This is a genomic window from Faecalibacterium taiwanense (assembly GCF_036632915.2).
In the GTDB taxonomy this organism is placed as follows: domain Bacteria; phylum Bacillota; class Clostridia; order Oscillospirales; family Ruminococcaceae; genus Faecalibacterium; species Faecalibacterium taiwanense.
In genome coordinates this window covers 1,364,550-1,384,483 of the sequence record NZ_CP155552.1, presented here as the reverse complement: position 1 = coordinate 1,384,483, position 19,934 = coordinate 1,364,550, and the positions used below count along the sequence as shown (strand labels likewise).

The following is a 19,934-nucleotide window of genomic DNA, read 5'->3' as shown; positions in this document are numbered from 1 at the left end:
GCTGTCCGCGGCTGAAATGGAGTCTATCATGATGGACAAAAAGCCGCACATCAAGCCCTATCTCTACGGGATGTTGGCAGGATTTGGAGCGATCTCCCTGAGCATCATCTTCTTTTTCCTGATCTACCGCTTCGATGGTTTTGGTGATGCCATCTCCACGCTGACCGGCATTCTGATGCCGTTCATCTACGGTGCCGTCATCGCCTACCTGCTCAAGCCTGTGTGCAACACCATCGAGAGCTTTCTGCGCCGGTTCATCCCGGAAAAGATGCATGGTCTGGTCAATGTGCTGTCCGTTACGCTGACCATCCTGTTCGGCCTGCTCCTCATCTACGCTTTGTGCATGATGATCATTCCGCAGCTCATTACCAGCGTGACCACCCTGTACTACACTGCGCAGCGCAACCTCGCAAAGTTCGTGCAGTGGGCGAATCATGTGGAGTTCATTGAGAACAACCAGCAGATCATGGACATGCTCAACTCTGCTTATGCCACCATCAGCACCAATATCGATGATCTGATCAAGACCCGGCTCCTGCCCTCCATGCAGAACATCGTCAGCGGTGCCGCAGTGGGTGTGCTGAACGTAGTGACCATGGCCAAGAACCTGATCATCGGCATCATCGTGGCCGTGTATATGCTGGCCAGCCGCAAGCGCTTTGTGCAGCAGGCCAAGCTGGTGCTCTACAGCATCTTCAAGCCCCGCTGGGCAGAGCTGATCAAGGAAGAAGTGAAGTACGCCGATAAGATGTTCGGCGGCTTCATCAACGGCAAGATCATGGATTCCGCCATCATCGGCGTGCTGTGCTATATCGGCTGCCTGATCTTCAAGTTCCCCAGTGCCCTTCTGGTTTCCGTGATCATCGGCGTGACCAATGTGATCCCCTTCTTCGGCCCGTTCATCGGTGCCGTGCCCGCCACCCTGCTGATCCTCATTCAGAACCCCATCAAGGCGCTGTGGTTCGTCCTGTTCGTTCTGGTGCTGCAGCAGCTGGACGGAAACGTGATCGGCCCCAAGATCCTGGGCAACACCACCGGTCTTTCCAGTTTCTGGGTACTGTTCGCCATCCTGCTGTTCGGCGGTCTGTGGGGCTTTGTGGGCATGATCGTAGGTGTGCCGCTGTTTGCAGTCATCTATGATGTGATCAAAAAGCTGGTCGTCCACGGCCTGAAGCGCAACAAGGAGATCGACCTGCTGCAGACTTACCACGACAGCTTCGGTGACCCGGAGGACGATGTTCCGGTAGAAACGTCTGCATCGGAAGCACCTCCTGTCGAAACAAATAATCTATAAATCACAATGCCCCGGCATTCCATGTGATACGCTACCCCTAGAGTAGACAGAGACAAAAACTCTGAGTACTCTGGGGGTATTTTCATGTCAAGAAAGAGCGCTCACTCTTCACGATTGACTGCTGCAACAGCCGCCGTTGCCAGCACCGTCTGTTCATTCAGATGCCGATGCGGGCTCATGTCGGTGCCATGAACCGAGCTGCCTGATACCGATTTTGCACAAAAAATTCGCCGTCTCCTTGTGGAAACGGCGAACAAAAACCTTATATTATTTTTTCGTCTACTTGACAGAATGCACTTCAGTGATTCAGAGCGGGTCCTGTTTTGTTATTTCTGTTTCGTGCAGGGCTTTCTGGCTGCGTTTTATGCCGTCACTCCACGGTCACGCTCTTGGCCAGATTGCGCGGCTTATCCACGTCACAGCCGCGCAGAACAGCCATATAATAGGCAAACAGCTGCAGCGGCACAATGAGCTGCAGCGGCATCAGGATATCCTCATACTCATCCAGCCGGGTCACGGCATCTGCCACGCCTTCCGGCACCACAGCATCCTTTGTGGTAAACAGCAGCACCCTTGCTCCGCGGCTGCGGGTCTCCTTGGCATTGGAAATGGTCTTTTCGTACACCTGTTTCTGGGTGGCCAGTGCGATCACCGGCACGCCATCGGTGATCAGGCTGATGGTACCATGTTTCAGTTCACCGGCTGCATAGGCATCCGAGTGCACATAGCTGATCTCCTTGAGTTTCAGGCTGCCCTCCAGCGAGAGCGCATAGTCGAACCCGCGCCCAATGAAGAAGCAGCTCTGGGTGTTCACATAGCGGCTGGCAAGGTACTTGATCTGCTCACAATCTGCAAGGCGCGGCTTGATGACCTCCGGTGCGCGCAGCAGCTGGGCCGTAAAGCGGCGGGTCTCTGCCTCGCTCAGCCGTCCGCGCGCATAGGCCAGCCGCAGTGCAAACAGATACAGCACGCACATCTGCACCATATACGCCTTGGTGGATGCTACCGCGATCTCCGGCCCGGCATAGGTGTACATTACATAATCTGCGGCACGTGCAATGGAGCTGCCAACCACATTCACGATGGCCAGCACCGGCACGCCGCGGCTCTTGGCCAGCTTGAGCGCTGCCAACGTGTCGCTGGTCTCGCCGGACTGGCTGATGATGATGACCAGATCGTTCTTTTCCAGAATGGGGTCCCGGTAACGGAACTCGCTGGCAATGTCCACCTCGGCGGGCACACGGGCCAACGTTTCGATGGCAGATTTGCCCACCATACCGGCATGCATAGCCGTACCGCAGCCCACCAGATGCACCCGGCCAATACCGCGCAGCACTTCATCGGTCAGCTCCGGGATGCGCAGCACCGGCAGTCCGTCCTCTACACGGGGGCTGACCGTGGCCATAATGGCCGCAGGCTGCTCGTTGATCTCCTTGAGCATAAAGTGGGGATAGCCGCCCTTTTCGGCAGCTTCCATATCCCAGTCCGCCTTCAGCTGCTGGCGCTCCACCGGCTCACCAAATTCGTTGTAAAAGCGGATGCCCTCTGTGGTGCAGACGGCCATATCCCCTTCTTCCAGCACGCTGTATTTCCGGGTATACTTGAGCAGTGCCGGAATATCCGAAGCCACAAAGTTTTCGCCCTCGCCCCAGCCGACGATCAGCGGGCTTTCCCGCTTGACTGCAAAAATGGTGTCCGGGTAATCCCGGAACAGCACGGCCAGCGCATAGCTGCCGCGCACCTTGGCAAGCGCCTGCTGCAGTGCACGCAGCGGGTCACCGGTATAGCAGCTGTCGATCAACTTTACCAGCACTTCGGTGTCCGTCTCACTCTGGAAGGTATAGCCTTTTGCGGCCAAGCGCTCCTTGAGCAGGCCGTAATTTTCAATGATGCCATTGTGCACAATGCTCACACGCGGGGTCGAATGCGGGTGGCTGTTCACATCGCTGGGCTCGCCATGGGTAGCCCAGCGGGTGTGGCCGATGCCGCAGAAGCTTTGTGCCAGCTGCTGCGCCGCCAGCTTTTCCCGCAGGGCGGTGAGCCGTCCTTTGCTTTTTACCACGCGGATGCCGCCGTCCAGCGCAAGCGCCACACCGGCGGAGTCGTACCCGCGATACTCCAGCTTTTCCAGACCATCCAGCAGCACGTCCTGCGCACTGCGCTTACCGACATAACCAACAATGCCACACATACAAAACACCTCCATACCGACCGTTCCCGCGCAAAAAGGCGCAGTGATATCCAGTCAGCTTCCTAGTACAGTTTATGTTCTTGTATGGCTTTCTTTGAAGGGATCTGTTGCGGTATTGCTGCCGTTTTTTGCCCTTCTCTGCGGCTGGTCTAGCCCTCAGCCGGAGAAACATCCGCCGAATCTTTCGATGATTCCTCTCCTCGTCACCCTCGCGGCTGTCACCCGCGTGGCCCGGCGCTTTGCGTTACCTGTGTGCTGCGCTCTCCCCTTTCTGATGCCCCATTATAGCACAAAGGCTGGCTCAGCGCCAGCCCAAAGTTTTATGAAGTTTCGGCCGCCAGACCAGCCGGTACATCATGAGCATGTTATGCAATGCCCGGTCGTACAGCACAAAGGCAACATTGCCCATGACCAGCGTTGCCAGCGAGACAGCCAGCGCGGTGGTGCGCAGCTCCTGCGAAATGCTGCCCGCCGGCACCAGCAGAAATACCAGCCCGTACATGGCCAGCACTGTGCCGTTGCACAGCAGCAGCTTGCAGACAATGCGCAGAACCGCAGGGCGGATGCGCTCAAACTTCGGCTTTGCCAGCGGGTAATACCCCAGCAAAAACACAAAGATCAGCGCTACTTCCTTATCCGGCACGAACAGCAGTGCCAGCAGGCTGACTGCCGCATAGGCCGTCAAAGCCAGTTGCATCCCGCACTCCACGCACACCGTGGCAACAAGGAAGCCTGCCACTGCAGGCGCAATGAACATGGCAATGGGGATCACAGCTCCCAGCAGCATCAGTGCGACGCACAGCGCCGCCACAATGCCACAGTAAGCCATGGCCCAGCTTTTTTGATGGTTTTGCTTCATGGGATCTCCCAGTTTTCGCGCTCAGCACCGGCTTCCAGCGGTTCCACCGCATGGTGCAGGCCAAGCAGCATGATGTTATCCAGCAGGCCGCGGTTCAATTTGATGTCCAGCATACTGTACACGCGGATCAGATCGTTGGCGGCAGCCAGTGCCTGACGGCGGGCATTCTCCACCGCCGCAGCCTGTCCCCGCAGGTCGTTGACTACGAACACGTTGTAGCGGCCGCTGCTCTTGTCCATCTCAAAGCGCTCAGCCTTATCCAGCAGGTAAAAAATGCGGCCGATGCTGCTGCCGATGTAGCGCATGCTCTTGCGCTGGCTGGGGTCGTCGGTGGCAAGGGTGGAATACAGTGCACCGTAAATGTTGCTCATGGGTTCAGCGGCAAGAGAGTAGTTCTTGGCGCTCAGATTCATCTGCACCACGGCCTGATCCCGCTCCTGCACGAACAGCCGTTCCAGCGCCGGGTTCTCCTGCACGGCACGCTCATAGGCGCGGCGCAGCAGCAGACGGTCCACCGCACGGCGCAGGCGCTTGAGCGGCCGCAGCTCGCTGTATTTGCGGTCCTGCAGGTTGTGCCAGCCCAGCAGCACCTCCACCTGTGCGGCCAGCCGGATGCCCTGGGTCTGGCACATGAGCCTGCGCCAGGCCAGTGTGCCCGGGACCCGCTTGCGCTGGCAAGTGGCCTGCCGCCCGGCCAGACTGTCCGAAAGGATGGCAAACAGCACGCCGTTGCTCCGCAGCAGATGGCAGGAATATAATCCGTACGCCTCGTACAGCTGACGTCGCACCCCGCGCAGATAGCGCAGGTAGATATTGTAATCCCGGATGGTGAGCTCCGGCAGATATGGCCGCATCCTACCCTTCATACGCACCTTTTCCTCCTCGGAAGAACCGCAGAATAATAAGGTAAGTATAATCCATTTTCAGCCCGGGTTCAACCATCCTTTGTAAAAAGAGCATGAATTTGTCTCATCTTTGCCGCACATGGCGCGGAACACAGCGTAAAACTTCCTGTGTTTGCGTTCATTTCCATCTCCTGCCAATTCAGGCCCTGCTTTGTTTTTTTCCGGTAATTACCGGCTGCAATGTAAAAAGCCGCACTGGACAGCTCCGGTGCGGCAGGTAACATTTTTCAATTACTTCTTGTTAAAGCGGTTCGGTGCAGTGCGCTTGCCGTCAAAGCCGGACTTCGGCATCGGCTTTGCAGTGTGCTCAAACTTGGGCGCGCTGTAGTACATATACAGCTGGCAGGGGATCATGCCGTTGTACATCTTGCGGCGCTTGTTGGCACGCTTGCCGTAGTGGGTCTCAAAATCCATATCGGCAGTGATCGCATACACGCCTGCGCAGGGGTGTGCTTCCATCTGCCGGCCCAGCGTGCGGGCCAGCTTTGCAGCGCCTTCAATGGTGCTCATGCGCTCACCATACGGGGGATTCGTCAGCACGATGGCCTCCTGCTTTGCGGCAAAGTCGGCCACATCAGCCACTTCAAAGTGGCAGCGCTTTTCCACACCGGCCAGCTTTGCGTTGGCGTTGGCCAAAGCCACAGCGGCAGGGTCGATATCATAGCCAAAGGCTTCAAAGCCCACATCCAGCTTGGCCTCGGCCAGTGCCTTCTGACGCTGCTCGGCCCAGATGGCTGCCGGCACAAAGCCATAGCGCTCGGCGGCAAAGCGGCGCTTCAGACCGGGGGCAATGTTCATGGCTTTCTGAGCAGCTTCGATCAGCAGCGTGCCGCTGCCGCAGAAGGGGTCCTCCACCAGACTGTCGCGGCGCACACGGCCAAGGTCTGCAATGGTAGCCGCCAAAGTCTCGCGGATGGGTGCCTCCATGGCGTTGCGGCGGTAGCCGCGCTTGTGCAGGCCGTCGCCGGTGGTGTCCAGCATGATCTCACACTGATCCTTGCGCAGCATGAAGCGGATCTTGTACTCCGCGCCGGTCTCCGGCAGCACAGAGGTGTGGTGCTTTGCCATCAGGCGCTTGACCACAGCTTTTTTGATGATGCTCTGGCAGGCAGGCACACTGGACAGCTGGCTGTTCAGCGAAGAGCCGGTGACCGGAAAGGCTGCGTCTGCGGGCAGCAGCTCCTCCCACGGGATATCGTACACGCCGTCGAACAGGTCATCAAAGGTGGCGGCCCTGTAGCGGGCCAGCAGCAGCATCACGCGCTCCACCGTGCGCAGATTGAGGTTTGCAGCAGCGATCATCTCTGCGCCGCCGGCAAAGCTCAGACGGCCATCGTCCACGCGGATATTCTCTGCGCCGATGCGGGTCAGCTCAAATTTTGCAGTGGATTCACACCCAAAAAAGCAGGGCGCGATCAGTTCAAATTTTGCAGGCATTGTGTTTCCTTTCTTTTATTACGGAAAAAACAGACCTGCCCGATCAAATGAGACAGGTCTGTTTCCGTTATTTTGATCAGGCTTGAAAAGCGCAGGCCTTTCCGCTCAGCGGCGGCCACCGCGGCCGCGAGGCGCATAACCACCGCCGCGGCGGTTATTGGTCTCGTGATCAAGATCGGCCATCTTCTCTTCGCTCTGGCTCTTGAAGCGGCTCATCATGTCCTCAAAACTCATGTTATCGGAACGGACGGGAGCCTTGGGCTGCCATACACGGGGTGCGCTGTCGCGGGCAGGGCCTCTGCCTCCCTCACGCGGGGGGCGGCCAGCGCCGCCGCGGCCTGCACCAAAATGACCACCCTCGCGGGGGCCGCCCGGACGGGGACCACCAGAGCGCGGACCGCCTGCAGGGCCTCTGCCCTCACGCGCCGGGCGCGGAGGCGGCGGCAGCAGGCGCTTGATGGACAGCGCGATCTTGCCGTCCGGTGCAATGTTGATCACCTGCACCTTGACGATATCACCATCGTGCAGAACAGCTGCAATGTCCTGCACGAACTCGTTGGACACCTCGGAAATATGGACCATGCCTACACGGCCCTCCGGCAGTGCGACAAAAGCGCCAAACGGCTTTACACCGGTGACGCGGCCCTCGAATACGTTCCCTACCTCAATTGCCAAAACTCAATACTCCTTGTTTTCCATAGAATGGGCAGCAATTCAGCTGCCGGTCACATCCACAAAGATGCGCTCGTTGGGTGCAGCGTAATTGTAAGAATCCCGCGCGACCCACTCGGTGATCTGGTCTGCATCGCCGCTGAGAATGCGCTGCATCTCCTCGTTTTCAGTCTTTTGCTGGGCGATCTGCTCGTTCAGCGTGTCCAGCTCCGCACGTTTGGAGCTGATGGTGACCTGATTGGAAATGTATGCTGCCAGCATACTCAGCAGCAGCAGGACAAAAAACACCCGTACAAGCGTTTTAACGACCACTTTCTTCTTGCGTTTTCTGCGGTCCGGTGCTGCCATGATCTCTTCTGCCCCCGTTGCATTTGACTCTTACTTTAACACATATGAATTATACATCATGCGGCGCTGGTTTGGCAAGTTCTTTTTGCGCTTTTTTGCAGTTCTTTTTGCGCTGCGGCGTAGTTTGCGCGCCTTTCTCCGCCGGGCGCGCCGCCGCTCTGCCGGCCGGAGTACCCGGCGCTGTAAAACGCCTCCCGCTGCACGCAGCGGTGCACCCAGCACAAAGGCTGCTGCACCGGCACCGGCAAATGCTGCCGCAGCCATGTACCAGCGCAGAACACCGGCACTGCTCTGCCCTGCTGCGTAGCTCTGCACAGCGGCCAGCACAGCACCCATCCACACCAGATCCGGCACAAAAGCTGCACGACCTCTGGCCGGGAATACAGCCCGCAGTGCGCCGATACTGGCTCCCAGCACCGTGCAGGCAGCGATCTCCTGCCCAAGGGCTGCAGGCGGCAGTACCGGGATCATCGCAGCAGGCGGCGCAGAAAACCGCCCGCCGGTGCGCTGGCCGTATATTCCAGCGTGTCGATGCGGCCGGTGAACTTCGCCTCCCCGGTCTCCAGATCCAGCGCCGCCATGTTCAGCTGCGCCCCGGTCAGGTGCAGCGTGCCCTTGCCCGTTTCCATGGCAGCGCTGTCGGCATTGCAGTGCAGTACCTTCTGCACACCGGTCACCGTCAGGCGGGCGCGGCTTTCCAAGATCAGATCGTGCGGCGCGGGCTGCGGGTCTCTGGGTGTTTTTTCCGGCATGGTTCGTCTCCCCTTTTCTGGTGCATCCTATGCACCGGACCGGGGCTTTTATGCCTGCTCGCCCTCCGCAATGATCTCGTACATCTCGCGGGCCACATCCTTGGTGCGCGGCTCCACATCCGAGAGCACCTTTACCTTGATGGGCCGGTTGCCGAAGGTCACCTCGATGATGTCGCCCGCCTTAACGGCCTGACTGGCCTTGGCGATCTTGCCGTTGATGAGGATGCGGCCTGCATCGGCCACCTCGTTTGCCACGGTGCGGCGCTTGATCAGACGCGAAACTTTCAAATATTTATCCAGACGCATGGTTTTTCCTCCTGTCACAAAAAAAGCCGCCGCACCCTCTTGCAGGCAGCGGCGGCAAAGCAGATACAGCTTACAGGGTGTCCTTCAGGGACTTGCCGGGCTTGAACACGATGCTGCGGGAAGCGGCAATGGTGATCGGCTCACGGGTGCGGGGGTTGATGCCCTGACGCTCGGCGCGCTCACGCATCTCAAAGGTGCCAAAGCCGGAAATGGTGATCTTTTCGCCCTCAGACATGGCCTTGCTCAGTGCTTCAAACACAGCATTGACAGCCTGCTCAGCGCTCTTCTTGCTCATCTCAGTGTTCGCAGCAACCTGTGCGATCAGATCGGTCTTCGTCATAAAAATACCCTCCAGATTTGTTACTTGGTGTTCTTTTTTCTCTATCGGAGCAGGTCACTCGACCTGAGTACCGCTTTGTTCTTTCTGCGCCAGCAGTTCTGCACAATAGCGCTTGGATGCGAAGGTCAGCGCTTCCTCCGCGTCCACACCAGCCAGCCGCATGGCATTGGCCGCAGCAAACAGCAGTTCTCCCGCCGCCTGTGCGTCCTGTTCCCGGTTCCAGCCGTCCAGTGCTGCCCGCAAAGCCTGCCGTGCCGTTTCCGGCGCAGACTGCTCTGCCCCGCAGCGGTCGGCACGCTTCTGCAGCTTCTGGGCACGCATCAAAGCAGGCAGCGTAACCGGCACTGTGCCCAGCTCATCAGCCAGAGTGGTGCGGCCCTTTTCCTTATTTTTGAGCGCATCCCAGCCGTTTATACCCGCATTTTGTGCCGCCGAGGACGCAAAGATGTTCGGATGCCGGAACACCAGCTTCTCGCACACCTCACGGCAGACATCCTCAAAAGTAAAGCGCCCGCGCTCTTCTTCGATCACCGCGTGGAACGCCACCTGCATCAGCACATCGCCCAGCTCTTCCTGCATCAACTGCGGATCGTCAGCATCAATGGCCTCCAGCGCTTCGCAGGTCTCTTCCAGAAAGTTCTTCCGGATGGAAGCATGGGTCTGTACCTTATCCCACGGACAGCCGTTCTCCGGGTCCCGCAGGATACGCAGAATTTCCAGCAGCTGCTCTGCCGTATAGGGTGCCTTTGGCTGCCAGTCCAGCACAGCGCTCACCTGCCTTGTAAAAGATACTGTATATTGTATCGCATCTCATGCAGTTTTGCAAGACAAAGTGCGCAAATTTCCCGCATTTCGCCTGCATTTTCCGCTCGCAAAAACAGGACGGTGCCCTGTGGGGAGCGCCGCCCTGTTGCTGAACCGTTTTATTACAGCTGTGCACCGCACTTGTTGCAGAACAGTGCATCGTCCGAGACGGGAGCACCGCACTGCGGGCAGGCTTTGTGCTCTTCCGGCTGGTCAGCAGGAACTTCCTCGTGCACCACATATTCCGCCTCGGCAGCTTCCGCCGGGGTCAGGGATGCTTTCAGGCGGGCGATCTCCTGCTCGATGTTATCGATCATCTCGATATACTTATCCACCAGCGGCTGGTTTTCTTCCTTGCCCTTGGCCAGACTGTACACCAGTGCGCCCAACTGGCGCTGTGCCTTGAGCAGCTTGCCCTGCTCATTTACGATCAAAGCCTGAGTCTTGCCCTTTTCGGCCAGGTCCAGCGCAGCGTTCTTGCCTTTTTCGGCATATTCCAGACCCATTTCCTTGATCTTGTTGAAATCCATAAAAGACACCTCTCTTACTATCGGCCTGTTTATCATGGGCCATGTGCGGATGTTATCTCCATTATAGCGCACAGGCCGCTCGTTTGCAATGAACGGACCGCATTTTTTACAGTTTGGTGCCGGTTTGGAAACAATTTTTTCGCATTCGGCCTAAATTTACACGATAATTTCACACATCGGCATTCTGTGCCCTGCGGTCGGCTGCGCCGCCATAGAATTCCCGCAGCATGCTGTCCTCCGGCAGCAGCTCCAGCTCCAGCGGTGCCACATGCTCAAAGCGGCGGGCTGTCTCGTCCCACAGCTCCGCATTGTGGCCTTCCAGCGTGAACTGACGGCGCACCACGCCCAGCAGCTTGGAGATCAGGCCCAGCTCGTAGGTAAAGGAGGTATCCAGCAAAAAGTCTGCCGTAGTTTTGAAGCCCTTGATATACCGCGTCTCACCGTCCAGCACGCGGTCCCACATGGCAAGGGTCTTTTCCGGGCTGCGGCCGCGCGCTGCAGCGTCCCGCAGGGTGCGGCGGCACAGGCGGATATCCTGCGTGTTGATGACGCGGCGGCCATCGATGCAGTATTCCTCCCGCAGGCCTGCATAGATGCGGTAGATGTCGTCGCCCTTTACAAGGCCGGTCAGCTCCGGGTTCAGCGCATGGATGCCCTCCACGATGCATACACCGCCCTGCAGGTCGATGGGCTCCACCTCTGCCGAGCGCTTTTCGGCAGAGAAATCGTAGATGGGCAGCACGGTCTTGCCCATCTCGCTCAGCTCCCGCAGGCACTGCTTGATGAGAGGCAGATCCAGCGTATCGGGGTTCTCGTAGTCCAGCGTGCCGTCCGGCAGGCGCGGATAGAACTCTGCGCCTTTGAAGAAATTATCCAGACTGACCACCTGCGCCGGAGTCCCGCGCTTTTGCAAAGCTTTCGCCAGACAGTGGGCGCTGGTGGTCTTGCCGCTGGCCGACGGGCCGGTGAGCATGACGATCTTTGCGCCGGAGAGCTGCACCTTCTGGGCGGCGTAATCTATCCTTTGGGCATAGCTCTGCTCACTCAGGTCGGCAAGTGCCTGCGGGCTGCGGGCTGCCACATTGTACAGATCGATCTCAACCAGACGTTTGGGTACCCAAATCGTGATCATAAAAATCAGCCACTCCTTTTTTGCGTTCCAGCACCTCCGCAAAACGCTGGATATATTCGTTCGGATACTTAAAATTGAAAATGCGCTGCATCCGTTTTCCGCCGTCGGCCACCAGCTTGGTGCTGCCGCCTGCACCGGCGGAGAGGATGGTCTGGACTTCCTCCATGATATAGATGTTGTAATATCCCTCGTGGCCCGGCTTGCACCAGCCCACGTTTTCCAGGTTCTGCAGAGTATTCTTCTGGCGGTAGAGGTAGTAGGGCCGGTAACCCGCCTCGGCCAGCAGATTGCACTTTTCCAGCATGGCGGCGACGTCAGCGTAGTCGTTTTCCTTCTGGTCCTCAATGACGATGCGGGAAGCGCGCTTGAGGGTGAGGGTGTGCACGGTGATGTTCTCCGGGTCCAGCGCGATGGCCTGCCGCAGGCTGCGCTCAAAACTTTCCACCGTGTCGCCGGGCAGGCCGGCGATCAGGTCCATGTTGATATCATCATGACCGGCCTTGCGCGCTTCGGCATAGCAGTCCAGAATGTCCTGCGCCGAGTGCTTGCGCCCAATGCCCGCCAGCACCTCGTCCGAGAAGGTCTGCGGGTTGATGGAGATGCGGGTAGCGCCGTATTCCTTAATGACCGCCAGCTTTTCGGCATCCGTGCAGTCCGGACGGCCCGCCTCCACCGTATATTCCACGACCTTCGAGAGGTCAAAATTCGCCCGGACCGTGCCCATCAGCTGCCGCAGCTGGTCGGCAGACAGGCTGGTGGGCGTGCCGCCGCCGATGTAGATGCTGCACAGTTTCAGGCCTGCCTTGTCTGCCTGAATGCGGATCTCTTCCACCTCTTTGCACAGACAGTCCACATAAGGCTGCACCATCTTGCGGTCGCGGTCCAGATTGCAGCTGACAAAGCTGCAGTAGCTACACCGGGACGGGCAGAACGGGATGCCGATGTACAGGCTGTAGGTCCCGGGTTCATTGCCCACTTTCAAAATTGGCTCCTGCAGGTCGGCAATGGCCTTGGCCATCTGGTATTTCTGCTGGGAGCAGTCGAACCGGTCAAGGAAGAAGCGGTCGATCTCCGCTTCCGTCCAGCCTGCGGCGCGCTTGTCGTGGATGAGCCGCACCGGGCGCACACCGGTCATTTTGCCCCATGGCGGGCGGATGCCGGTCCAATCCCGCAGCAGATCATAGGTCAGGCTGGCAAGGCTGAATTCCGGGGTCTCGCCGCCCTGTTCCACAGGCGCGGGCAGCGGTGCGTGTCGTTCAGCACTTCTGCCGTCCTGACGCACCAGTGCATGCAGGCCGTCCGGCGTTTTTTCTGCCCAGACGCAGTCCTCGGCGTTCTCCGGCGGGGTGAGGGTGAGCGGTGCCATGGGGTAAAACAAACGCACCAGATGCTCCACTTCGTAGCCGGAAGGCAGGCCGGTAATATAAATCTTCATGTTGTTCACTCTTTAAAATAAATCATTGTTGCCGCGCACAGCGCTGCGGATGAAGTAATTGTTGTCCAGTTCATCGCCAAAGGTGGAGAACTCGCCATGGCCGGGCAGCACCTGCGTGCCGCGCGGGATGGGCAGCTTTGCCAGTTTACGCAGACTCTCGGCCATCTGTGCACTGCTGCCGCCCTCCAGATCGGTACGGCCGATGCTGCCTGCAAACAGGGTATCGCCGCAGAAGAGATACTCGCCGCACAGCAGCACCACGCCGCCGGGCGTATGGCCGGGCGTGTGCCAGACCGTGAACTGCAGCTCGTCTACCGAGACAGTCTCCCCTTCTGCGTAGCCGCAGTCCGCTGCGCTCAGCGGATACATGCGGTCGCCTGCAAGGTCGGCAGCCTCACAGTAGAGCTTTGCGTTCCACTCGGTGCGCAAGGCTTCGGCGCTGCCCACATGGTCGTAGTGGCCGTGGGTGCACAGGATGGTGGTGAGCTGCGCATTGTTTTCCTTTAAAATTTTATCGTAGGTCTGCGCATCTGCCGACGGATCAATGACCACGGCATGGCCTGCGTCGGAAATGAGCAGGAAGGTATTGGTATACAGCGGCGCAGCGCCCGGAATATGAAAAGCCTGCATGGCGGTCACTCCTTTTTCTTCCACTCGTCGGTATCGATGATAATGGTGCAGGGTCCTTCGTTCACAAGAGCCACCTGCATGTCCGCGCCAAACTCGCCGTGCTGAACATCCTTCAGGCCCTGTTTGTTCATCTCTGCAAGGAACAGCTCGTAAGCATCCACGGAGAGCGGCGGCTTTGCGGCCTTGATAAAGCTGGGCCGGTAGCCTTTTTTCGTGTCGCCGTAAAGGGTGAACTGGCTCACCACCAGAGCCGAATAGCCAAGGTCCTTTGCGCTGAGATTCAGCTTGCCCTCTGCGTCCGGGAAGATGCGCAGGCCTGCGCATTTATCGGCAAGCTTGGGCACGATGTCCAGACTGTCGGTATCCCTGACACCCAGCAGGATCATAAGGCCCGGCCCGATGGCCCGCGGCTCACCGCCGTTTACCCGCACACTGGCGGAAGACACCGCCTGAATGACTGCACGCATGTTTTAGCTCCTTGTCACCTTGAGCACGTCCTTCACCTTGGAAAGTCTTGCGACCACACGGTTGAGGTGCTCGGTATTGTTGATGCCGATGGTCAGGCTGACCATGGCGCAGTTGTTTTCCACTTGACGGGCGTTCACCGCATAGATGGGCACCCGGATATCCGCCAGCGCAGCCAGCACATCCTGCAGCAGCTCGTTGCGGTTCAGCGCAATGATCTCAATGCCGGCCTTATAGCTGTCCCTGACGCTGTCGGCCCAGTACGCCTTGACCCAGCGGGGGGCGTTGGTGGGATCCTTCATGCTGGAAATGGCGTTCACGCAGCTCTGCTTGTGGATGGAAACGCCAAAGCCGCGGGTGATAAAGCCCACGATGGGGTCGCCCGGCAGCGGGCTGCAGCACTTGGCAAACTTGATGGGGGTGTTATCGAAGCCTTCCACCACCACGCCGTCGGTAGCGTGCACACGGCTCAGGTCCACCTTGGGCAGGTCTTCCCCGGCCTTTTCCTCCGAAGCTTTCAGCTTCTGCCACTCCTCCTTGAGCTTGGGCAGGCAGTTGGCAATGGTCATGCCGCCGTAGCCGATGGCGGCATAAAGTTCCTCGGCATTGTTCTGGCGCAGGCGGCGGGAACAGCTGTTGATAAAATCGTCCAGCTGGTCGTCCGGAATGATGATCATTTCCCTGCGCAGCTCACGGGCCAGTGCATCACGTCCCTGCGTGATATTTTCCTCGCGGCGCATCTTTTTGAACCAGTTTCGGATCTTACTCTTCGCTTCGCTGGTGCGCACGATCTTGAGCCAGTCGCGGCTGGGGCCTTTGTCCGCCGGGCCAAGGATCACTTCGATGATCTCGCCGGTGGAAACGATGTGGTCGATGGGCACCATGCGGTTGTTCACCTTGCAGCCCACCATGCGGTTGCCCACCGCCGAATGGATCGCATAGGCAAAATCGATGCAGGTAGCGCCGGTGGGCAGGTTGATGACATCGCCCTTGGGCGTAAAGGCAAACACTTCCTCCGGCAGCAGGTCGCTCTTGAGGTCGTGCAGCAGATTGCCGGAATCCTCGCTGACGCGCTGGTTTTCCAACAGCTGGCTCACCCATGCCAGACGTTCGTCCAGCTTGTCGTGGCCATCCAGACCTTCTTTATACTTCCAGTGAGCCGCAACGCCGTACTCGGCCTGCTCGTCCATCTTGCGGGTGCGGATCTGCACCTCAAAGGGGATGCCCTCGTGGCCGATGACGGTGGTGTGCAGGCTCTGGTAGCCATTGGGCTTGGGAGTGGAGATATAGTCCTTGAAGCGGTTGGGCAGCGGATGGTACATATCGTGGATGAGGCCCAGAGTGCTGTAGCACTCGGCCAGCGTATCCAGAATGACCCGCACCGCATAGATATCGTAGATCTCATCAAAGGACTTGTTCTGCATGATGGTCTTGCGATAGATGCCGTAAATGCTCTTGACGCGGCGCTTGATGGTAGCGCCCTCAATGCCGCTTTCGGCCAGCCGCCGCTCGATCACACCGGACACCTTTGCAAGGAACTCCTCGCCTGCACGCTCACTGAGCATCCGGCTGATCTCCTCGTAGCCCACAGGGTCAAGGTAATGCAGGCTGCGGTCTTCCAGCTCTTCCTTCACGTTCAGGATGCCCAGACGGTTGGCGATGGGGGCATACACCTCCATGGTCTCGCGGGCTTTATCGCGGCGCTTCTGTTCCGGCCATGCATCACCGGTGCGCATGTTGTGCAGCCGGTCGCACAGCTTAATGATCATCACGCGCACATCGCGGCTCATGGCCAGCAGCATCTTGCGCAGGTTTTCAGCCTGCAGTTCCTCAATGTTAGAGAACTGAATCTTGGTCAGCTTGGTCACGCCGTCCACCAGCAGGGCAACTTCCTCGCCAAAGGCGGCTTTCAGGTCGTCCAGTGTAGTGGGAGTGTCCTCCACCACATCGTGCAGCAGGGCCGCAGCAATGCTCTCGGAGTCCATGCCAAGATCCAGCACCAGTCGTGCCACAGCCAGCGGATGGCAGATATACGGCTCGCCGCTGCGGCGGCACACCCCCTTGTGGGCAGTGTTGGCAAGGTTATATGCCTTTTCGATCATCTCCATATTGTAGGAGCGGCCGCTGGCCTTGATGGCCTCACACAGTTTTTCCCAGGTAACGATCTCCGGCCGCACCTCCGAAGGCAGCGCGCCTTCCGGGGCATCGGCCAGCTGTGCTGTTGCAGAAACGGTAGCCGTTTCCTGCACCGGTACCGGCTGATGCAGGTGGGTCTTTGCGGAGTAGAGATCCTCTTCCCGCACCGGCTTCGGTGCAGGGACCGCAGCTTTCTTTCCCTCTGGCATTTTACATTCCCTCCAAACATTTCAGGACCGGGGCATCCGCAAGGTTCTTTTTGCCCTGCGCAGGCACAAGCTCCAGATATTTTGCCCCACCCTTTTCCACCGTGGCGATCAGTCCCACCTGTTCCAAGGCCGTGACCGCCACCAGCGTTTTGCCTGTATTTTCCTCGCCCAGTTTTGCGCACAGCGGCTGCAGATCTTCTGCGTGCCAGCGGCGCGCCTGCAGCTCACGGTACACTGTGACGATATCACTGCGCTCAGGCGTAATAAGCTTTTTCTGTTCCTCAGTCAGGGGTGTGCCGCGGCGCAGCGCCACCACAAAAGCAGCCTGCTCCGCAAGCTTTGTGCCCAGCCCTGCCGGATGCAGGTCCAGAATGCGGCCCGAAAGCTGTGCGCCCCGGGGCGAATCGTAGACCGAAAGGTTCAGCGCAGCATCCACCACATCGCCCATGGCATAGGGCAGCCGTTCCGGCGGCATACCGAACCACACGGCATACACGCTGGCATTGCCCTGCCGCAAGCGCAGACGGCTGTGCCTGCCCTCCGATACCGGGTATACCCCATCCAGCACGGCGTTCTGCAAAAGGAACACCGGGGTCGGGTTCTCGGCCCCATAGGGAGCCAGCTGGTCGAGCTTCCGCACACTTTCCACGGTCACACGGTCCAGATGGATGGGCAGGTCGCACTCCAGCGGGGTGGTATGCAGCACCGGGCATTCCCGTGCTGCCCAGTCGTTCAGGCGGCGGCGCAGAGCGGGCAGATTTTCTTCCCGCACCGAAAGGCCCGCAGCCATGGCATGGCCGCCGTAGCGGATGAGCAGATCTGCGCAGGCACCAATGCAGGCATGCAAATTGAAGCCCTGCACGCTGCGTCCGCTGCCCTTGCATTCGCCGTGCTCGTCGATCGTCACCACGATCACAGGCCGGCCGGTGCGTTCCACCAGCCGGGATGCCACGATGCCAATGACACCGGGGTGCCAATCGCGGCCCCACAGCAGCATCACGCGGTCTTCCAGCCGCTCCGGTTCCTGTTCCAGCAGTTCCTGCGCGGCCTTGAAGATCTGCAGCTCTGTCTCCTGACGCTTTGTATTGATCTCGTTCAGTTTATGGGCCAGCTCTGCGGCGCGGTCCGGGTCCTCACACATCACCAGCTGCAAAGCCGTAACAGCGTTGTCCATGCGGCCAGCCGCATTGATGCGGGGCGCAATGGCGTAGCTGACATTTTCTGCGGTGACCGGTTTGCCCGCAAGGCCCACCTCTTCCAGCAACGCTTCCAGACCCGGACGGTCCGTGTTCTGCAGCTGGCGCAGGCCCGCCTTGACAAGGGTGCGGTTTTCGCCGGTAAGCGGCATCACGTCCGCCACAGTACCCACAGCGGCAAGGTCGCCGCAGTAGTCCAGCATTTCTTCCGGCGGGCAGCCATCCAGTGCGGCACACAGCTTGAACGCCACGCCTGCACCGCACAGGCCCTTGAAGGGACTGGTGTCGTCCTCACGACGGGGGTCTACCACGGCAATGGCCTTGGGCAGAGTTTCCGGCGGCAGATGATGGTCGGTAATGATCAGGTCAATGCCCAGTTCAGCGGCATAATCGGCTTCTTCCACAGCAGAAATGCCGTTATCCACCGTCACGATCAGCTTGCAGCCCTTATCGTGGATGGAACGGATGGCATTGCGCGAAAGGCCGTAGCCGTCGCCCTCGCGGCTGGGCAGCATACATTTTACGGTAGCCCCCATGCCCTTGAGATGCTGGTACAGCAGGGCCGTGGCCGTCACGCCGTCCACGTCATAATCGCCGAACACCACAATGGTCTCGCCCTCGTCAATGGCCCGCCAGATGCGCTCGCAGGCCTTGTCCATATCGGTGAGCAGCGAAGGGGCGCTCAATTCTTCCTCACCGGCAAGCAGGGTCAGTGCTTCGGTAGGGTCGGTAATGCCGCGGGCCGTCAGCACGCCCGCCAACAGGGCATTTTCCTTCTGCTGGGCGGCAAGGGTGGCCGCATATTTTTGCTCGCTCCACGGCTCGTCGTTCTGTGCGTTATATTCCAGTTCTTCGGTGGCCTGCTCCGCAATCGCCTGCGTCAGCTCCCGCAGCGCGGCACGGTCCAGCGGCTTCAGATTCCATGCACGGTAGGTCATTCAAAATTTCCTCCCGTCAGGCCGTCGTTGGCCAGCATTCCCTGCAGGGCGGCGATCTCAGAAGAGACATCCATCGCTACATCCGAGAGCAGCGTATCATACAGGGTGTCGTAGGCCTGATTCAGCGTGTGAAGGATGCCCGCGATATCGCGGCGGATGGTCTCGGCGTTTTCGCCCTGCTGGCCCTGCACATCGTTGTAGGTGTGCAGCAGCTTGAGGGTGGTGGGGATATAGTATTCCGCAAAGCGGCGGGCCTTGGGCAGGCTTTCCGGGTGTGCTTCCAGCCAGTCACAGATGGCAGTGGTGGTGGTCTGCATATGGTCCAGCTCTTCGCGGCCCTGCGCATCCTGCATCAGCTGTTTTTCCTGCTGCAACACGGCAGCAAAGCGGCGCGCTGTCTCAAGATTGAGCGGCACATCGTCCGTTTTTTCTGCCTCCGGTTCCGGCTGCGGCGGTGCCTTGGAGGCTGCGGCAGCCTCCTGCGCGGCACGGTAATCCTCAGCAGTCAGGTAAAGCTTTTCCGCTTTTTCGTCCACCCATGCACTCAGCCAGCCATTGCGGATGAATCTGCGCACCCGCTTGAGTGCCCGGGCCTTTTTCTCGTCCACGGCTTCCAGCGGCAGGCCCTTTTTGCAGTCAAAGCCTTCTGCTGCCTCGGCCAGACGGAGCAGCGTCTTGCTGGCCTTCAGGCGGGACGCACCGGCAGTGATCATCCACACGAACACGGCGGTGACAGCCGCAAAGCACCAGCCGGTGATCCGCACCGCCCCCAGCGCAAAGCTGCCCATGGCTGCAGCATTTTCAGCCATAAAGCTGTCCTGCAGAAGAGCCTGCAGAACCGCCGCATTGGGCGTAAACAGGCCCGCCGCACCCAGACAGGAAACCGCCGTGATGCCAAAGATCACCGTAAACGTGATGCCGACTGCCAGCAATGCACAGCCTGCGCTGTAGCGCTTTTTGGCACTGGCGCGGATCTCGTCTGCCGGGGTCGTCTCTGCCTTGCCGAACATCTGCCGGAACCAGCCGGAAACACCTGCGGCCTGCGCGTTGATACAGTCCTCATTCAAGCCCTGTTTCGTCTTCTGCGCATTCTGACGGCTGCGGTAGTATTCCTCCCGGCTGCTGCGGAACGCCTTTGCCGCTTCGCCAAGGCCAAAGTTTGCAGCATTCACCGCCGCACGGCCCACACCATAGGCGCGGTCGCCAATGTCCTCCCCTTTGCCCTCAAAGCCATGGGCAAAGGCATCCGACACGGTATCGCCAAAGGCGCGCAGCTGGTTTTCCAGCTCCTGCTGCACCTGACGGCCCTCATTCTCTCTCATTGTATCGTTTTCACGATCGTTCATCAAACTCTT

At 59.1% G+C, this 19,934-nt stretch carries 20 protein-coding genes; 1 reads left to right on the top strand and 19 read right to left on the bottom strand.

All coding sequences use genetic code 11. From position 1 onward, the window contains the following. Positions 1-28 precede the first annotated feature (28 nt). Positions 29-1,294 carry an AI-2E family transporter gene (locus PXT33_RS07010; RefSeq protein WP_332376201.1) on the top strand — a complete coding sequence of 422 codons (1,266 nt, stop codon included), beginning with the start codon at positions 29-31 and terminating at the stop codon, positions 1,292-1,294. Between the two features lie 370 nt (positions 1,295-1,664). On the opposite strand, the gene glmS is transcribed toward PXT33_RS07010, so the two are convergent. From glmS to PXT33_RS06915, 19 genes are all read right to left on the bottom strand, one after another. Then, positions 1,665-3,485 carry a glutamine--fructose-6-phosphate transaminase (isomerizing) gene (gene glmS / locus PXT33_RS07005; RefSeq protein WP_332376200.1) on the bottom strand — a complete coding sequence of 607 codons (1,821 nt, stop codon included), beginning with the start codon at positions 3,483-3,485 and terminating at the stop codon, positions 1,665-1,667. A gap of 301 nt (positions 3,486-3,786) precedes the next feature. Continuing rightward, a complete protein-coding gene (locus tag PXT33_RS07000; RefSeq protein WP_005940152.1) occupies positions 3,787-4,344 on the bottom strand; it encodes a hypothetical protein in 558 nt (185 codons plus the stop codon). Beyond that, positions 4,341-5,210 carry a DUF5685 family protein gene (locus tag PXT33_RS06995; protein ID WP_044953440.1) on the bottom strand — a complete coding sequence of 290 codons (870 nt, stop codon included), beginning with the start codon at positions 5,208-5,210 and terminating at the stop codon, positions 4,341-4,343. Before PXT33_RS06995 ends, PXT33_RS07000 begins: the two co-directional genes overlap by 4 nt. Before the next feature lie 270 nt (positions 5,211-5,480). Further along, positions 5,481-6,686 carry a class I SAM-dependent RNA methyltransferase gene (locus PXT33_RS06990; RefSeq protein ID WP_005940143.1) on the bottom strand — a complete coding sequence of 402 codons (1,206 nt, stop codon included), beginning with the start codon at positions 6,684-6,686 and terminating at the stop codon, positions 5,481-5,483. A gap of 105 nt (positions 6,687-6,791) precedes the next feature. Next, a complete protein-coding gene (locus PXT33_RS06985; protein WP_005940140.1) occupies positions 6,792-7,361 on the bottom strand; it encodes a S1 RNA-binding domain-containing protein in 570 nt (189 codons plus the stop codon). 39 nt (positions 7,362-7,400) lie between these two features. Beyond that, positions 7,401-7,706, bottom strand: a complete 306-nt coding sequence (locus tag PXT33_RS06980; RefSeq protein WP_005940137.1) for a septum formation initiator family protein — start codon at positions 7,704-7,706, stop codon at positions 7,401-7,403. Between the two features lie 30 nt (positions 7,707-7,736). Further along, positions 7,737-8,177: a hypothetical protein gene (locus PXT33_RS06975; RefSeq protein ID WP_097774821.1), complete on the bottom strand. Its 441-nt coding sequence runs from the start codon at positions 8,175-8,177 to the stop codon at positions 7,737-7,739. Further along, the gene (locus PXT33_RS06970) at positions 8,174-8,458 is read right to left on the bottom strand and encodes a YabP/YqfC family sporulation protein (RefSeq protein ID WP_005940132.1); all 285 of its coding nucleotides are present in this window, start codon (positions 8,456-8,458) and stop codon (positions 8,174-8,176) included. Before PXT33_RS06970 ends, PXT33_RS06975 begins: the two co-directional genes overlap by 4 nt. 48 nt (positions 8,459-8,506) lie before the next feature. Further along, positions 8,507-8,764, bottom strand: coding sequence for an RNA-binding S4 domain-containing protein (locus PXT33_RS06965; protein WP_005940129.1), 258 nt, complete (start codon positions 8,762-8,764; stop codon positions 8,507-8,509). A 70-nt stretch (positions 8,765-8,834) separates the two neighbouring features. After that, positions 8,835-9,104 carry an HU family DNA-binding protein gene (locus PXT33_RS06960; protein ID WP_005940126.1) on the bottom strand — a complete coding sequence of 90 codons (270 nt, stop codon included), beginning with the start codon at positions 9,102-9,104 and terminating at the stop codon, positions 8,835-8,837. 54 nt (positions 9,105-9,158) lie between these two features. Beyond that, positions 9,159-9,869 (bottom strand): MazG family protein, encoded by a 711-nt coding sequence (locus PXT33_RS06955; RefSeq protein ID WP_223387844.1) that lies wholly within the window; start codon positions 9,867-9,869, stop codon positions 9,159-9,161. 161 nt (positions 9,870-10,030) lie between these two features. Continuing rightward, a complete protein-coding gene (locus tag PXT33_RS06950) occupies positions 10,031-10,438 on the bottom strand; it encodes a zinc ribbon domain-containing protein (RefSeq protein ID WP_097774820.1) in 408 nt (135 codons plus the stop codon). A gap of 169 nt (positions 10,439-10,607) precedes the next feature. Further along, positions 10,608-11,570 carry a uridine kinase gene (locus PXT33_RS06945; protein ID WP_005940117.1) on the bottom strand — a complete coding sequence of 321 codons (963 nt, stop codon included), beginning with the start codon at positions 11,568-11,570 and terminating at the stop codon, positions 10,608-10,610. Continuing rightward, on the bottom strand, positions 11,536-13,005 hold the full coding sequence (hemZ, locus tag PXT33_RS06940; RefSeq protein WP_332376196.1) for a coproporphyrinogen dehydrogenase HemZ: 1,470 nt from the start codon (positions 13,003-13,005) through the stop codon (positions 11,536-11,538). The genes PXT33_RS06945 and hemZ overlap by 35 nt, the downstream gene beginning before the upstream one ends. Before the next feature lie 12 nt (positions 13,006-13,017). Further along, complete coding sequence (locus PXT33_RS06935) at positions 13,018-13,635, bottom strand: MBL fold metallo-hydrolase (protein WP_005940114.1); 618 nt, start codon at positions 13,633-13,635, stop codon at positions 13,018-13,020. A 5-nt stretch (positions 13,636-13,640) separates the two neighbouring features. Further along, a complete protein-coding gene (gene dtd, locus PXT33_RS06930) occupies positions 13,641-14,102 on the bottom strand; it encodes a D-aminoacyl-tRNA deacylase (protein WP_005940113.1) in 462 nt (153 codons plus the stop codon). 3 nt (positions 14,103-14,105) lie between these two features. Further along, on the bottom strand, positions 14,106-16,445 hold the full coding sequence (locus PXT33_RS06925; protein ID WP_332376195.1) for a bifunctional (p)ppGpp synthetase/guanosine-3',5'-bis(diphosphate) 3'-pyrophosphohydrolase: 2,340 nt from the start codon (positions 16,443-16,445) through the stop codon (positions 14,106-14,108). Between the two features lies 1 nt (position 16,446). Then, positions 16,447-18,579, bottom strand: a complete 2,133-nt coding sequence (gene recJ, locus PXT33_RS06920) for a single-stranded-DNA-specific exonuclease RecJ (RefSeq protein ID WP_332376194.1) — start codon at positions 18,577-18,579, stop codon at positions 16,447-16,449. Continuing rightward, a complete protein-coding gene (locus PXT33_RS06915) occupies positions 18,576-19,925 on the bottom strand; it encodes a 5-bromo-4-chloroindolyl phosphate hydrolysis family protein (RefSeq protein ID WP_347070534.1) in 1,350 nt (449 codons plus the stop codon). The genes recJ and PXT33_RS06915 overlap by 4 nt, the downstream gene beginning before the upstream one ends. Positions 19,926-19,934 lie beyond the last annotated feature (9 nt).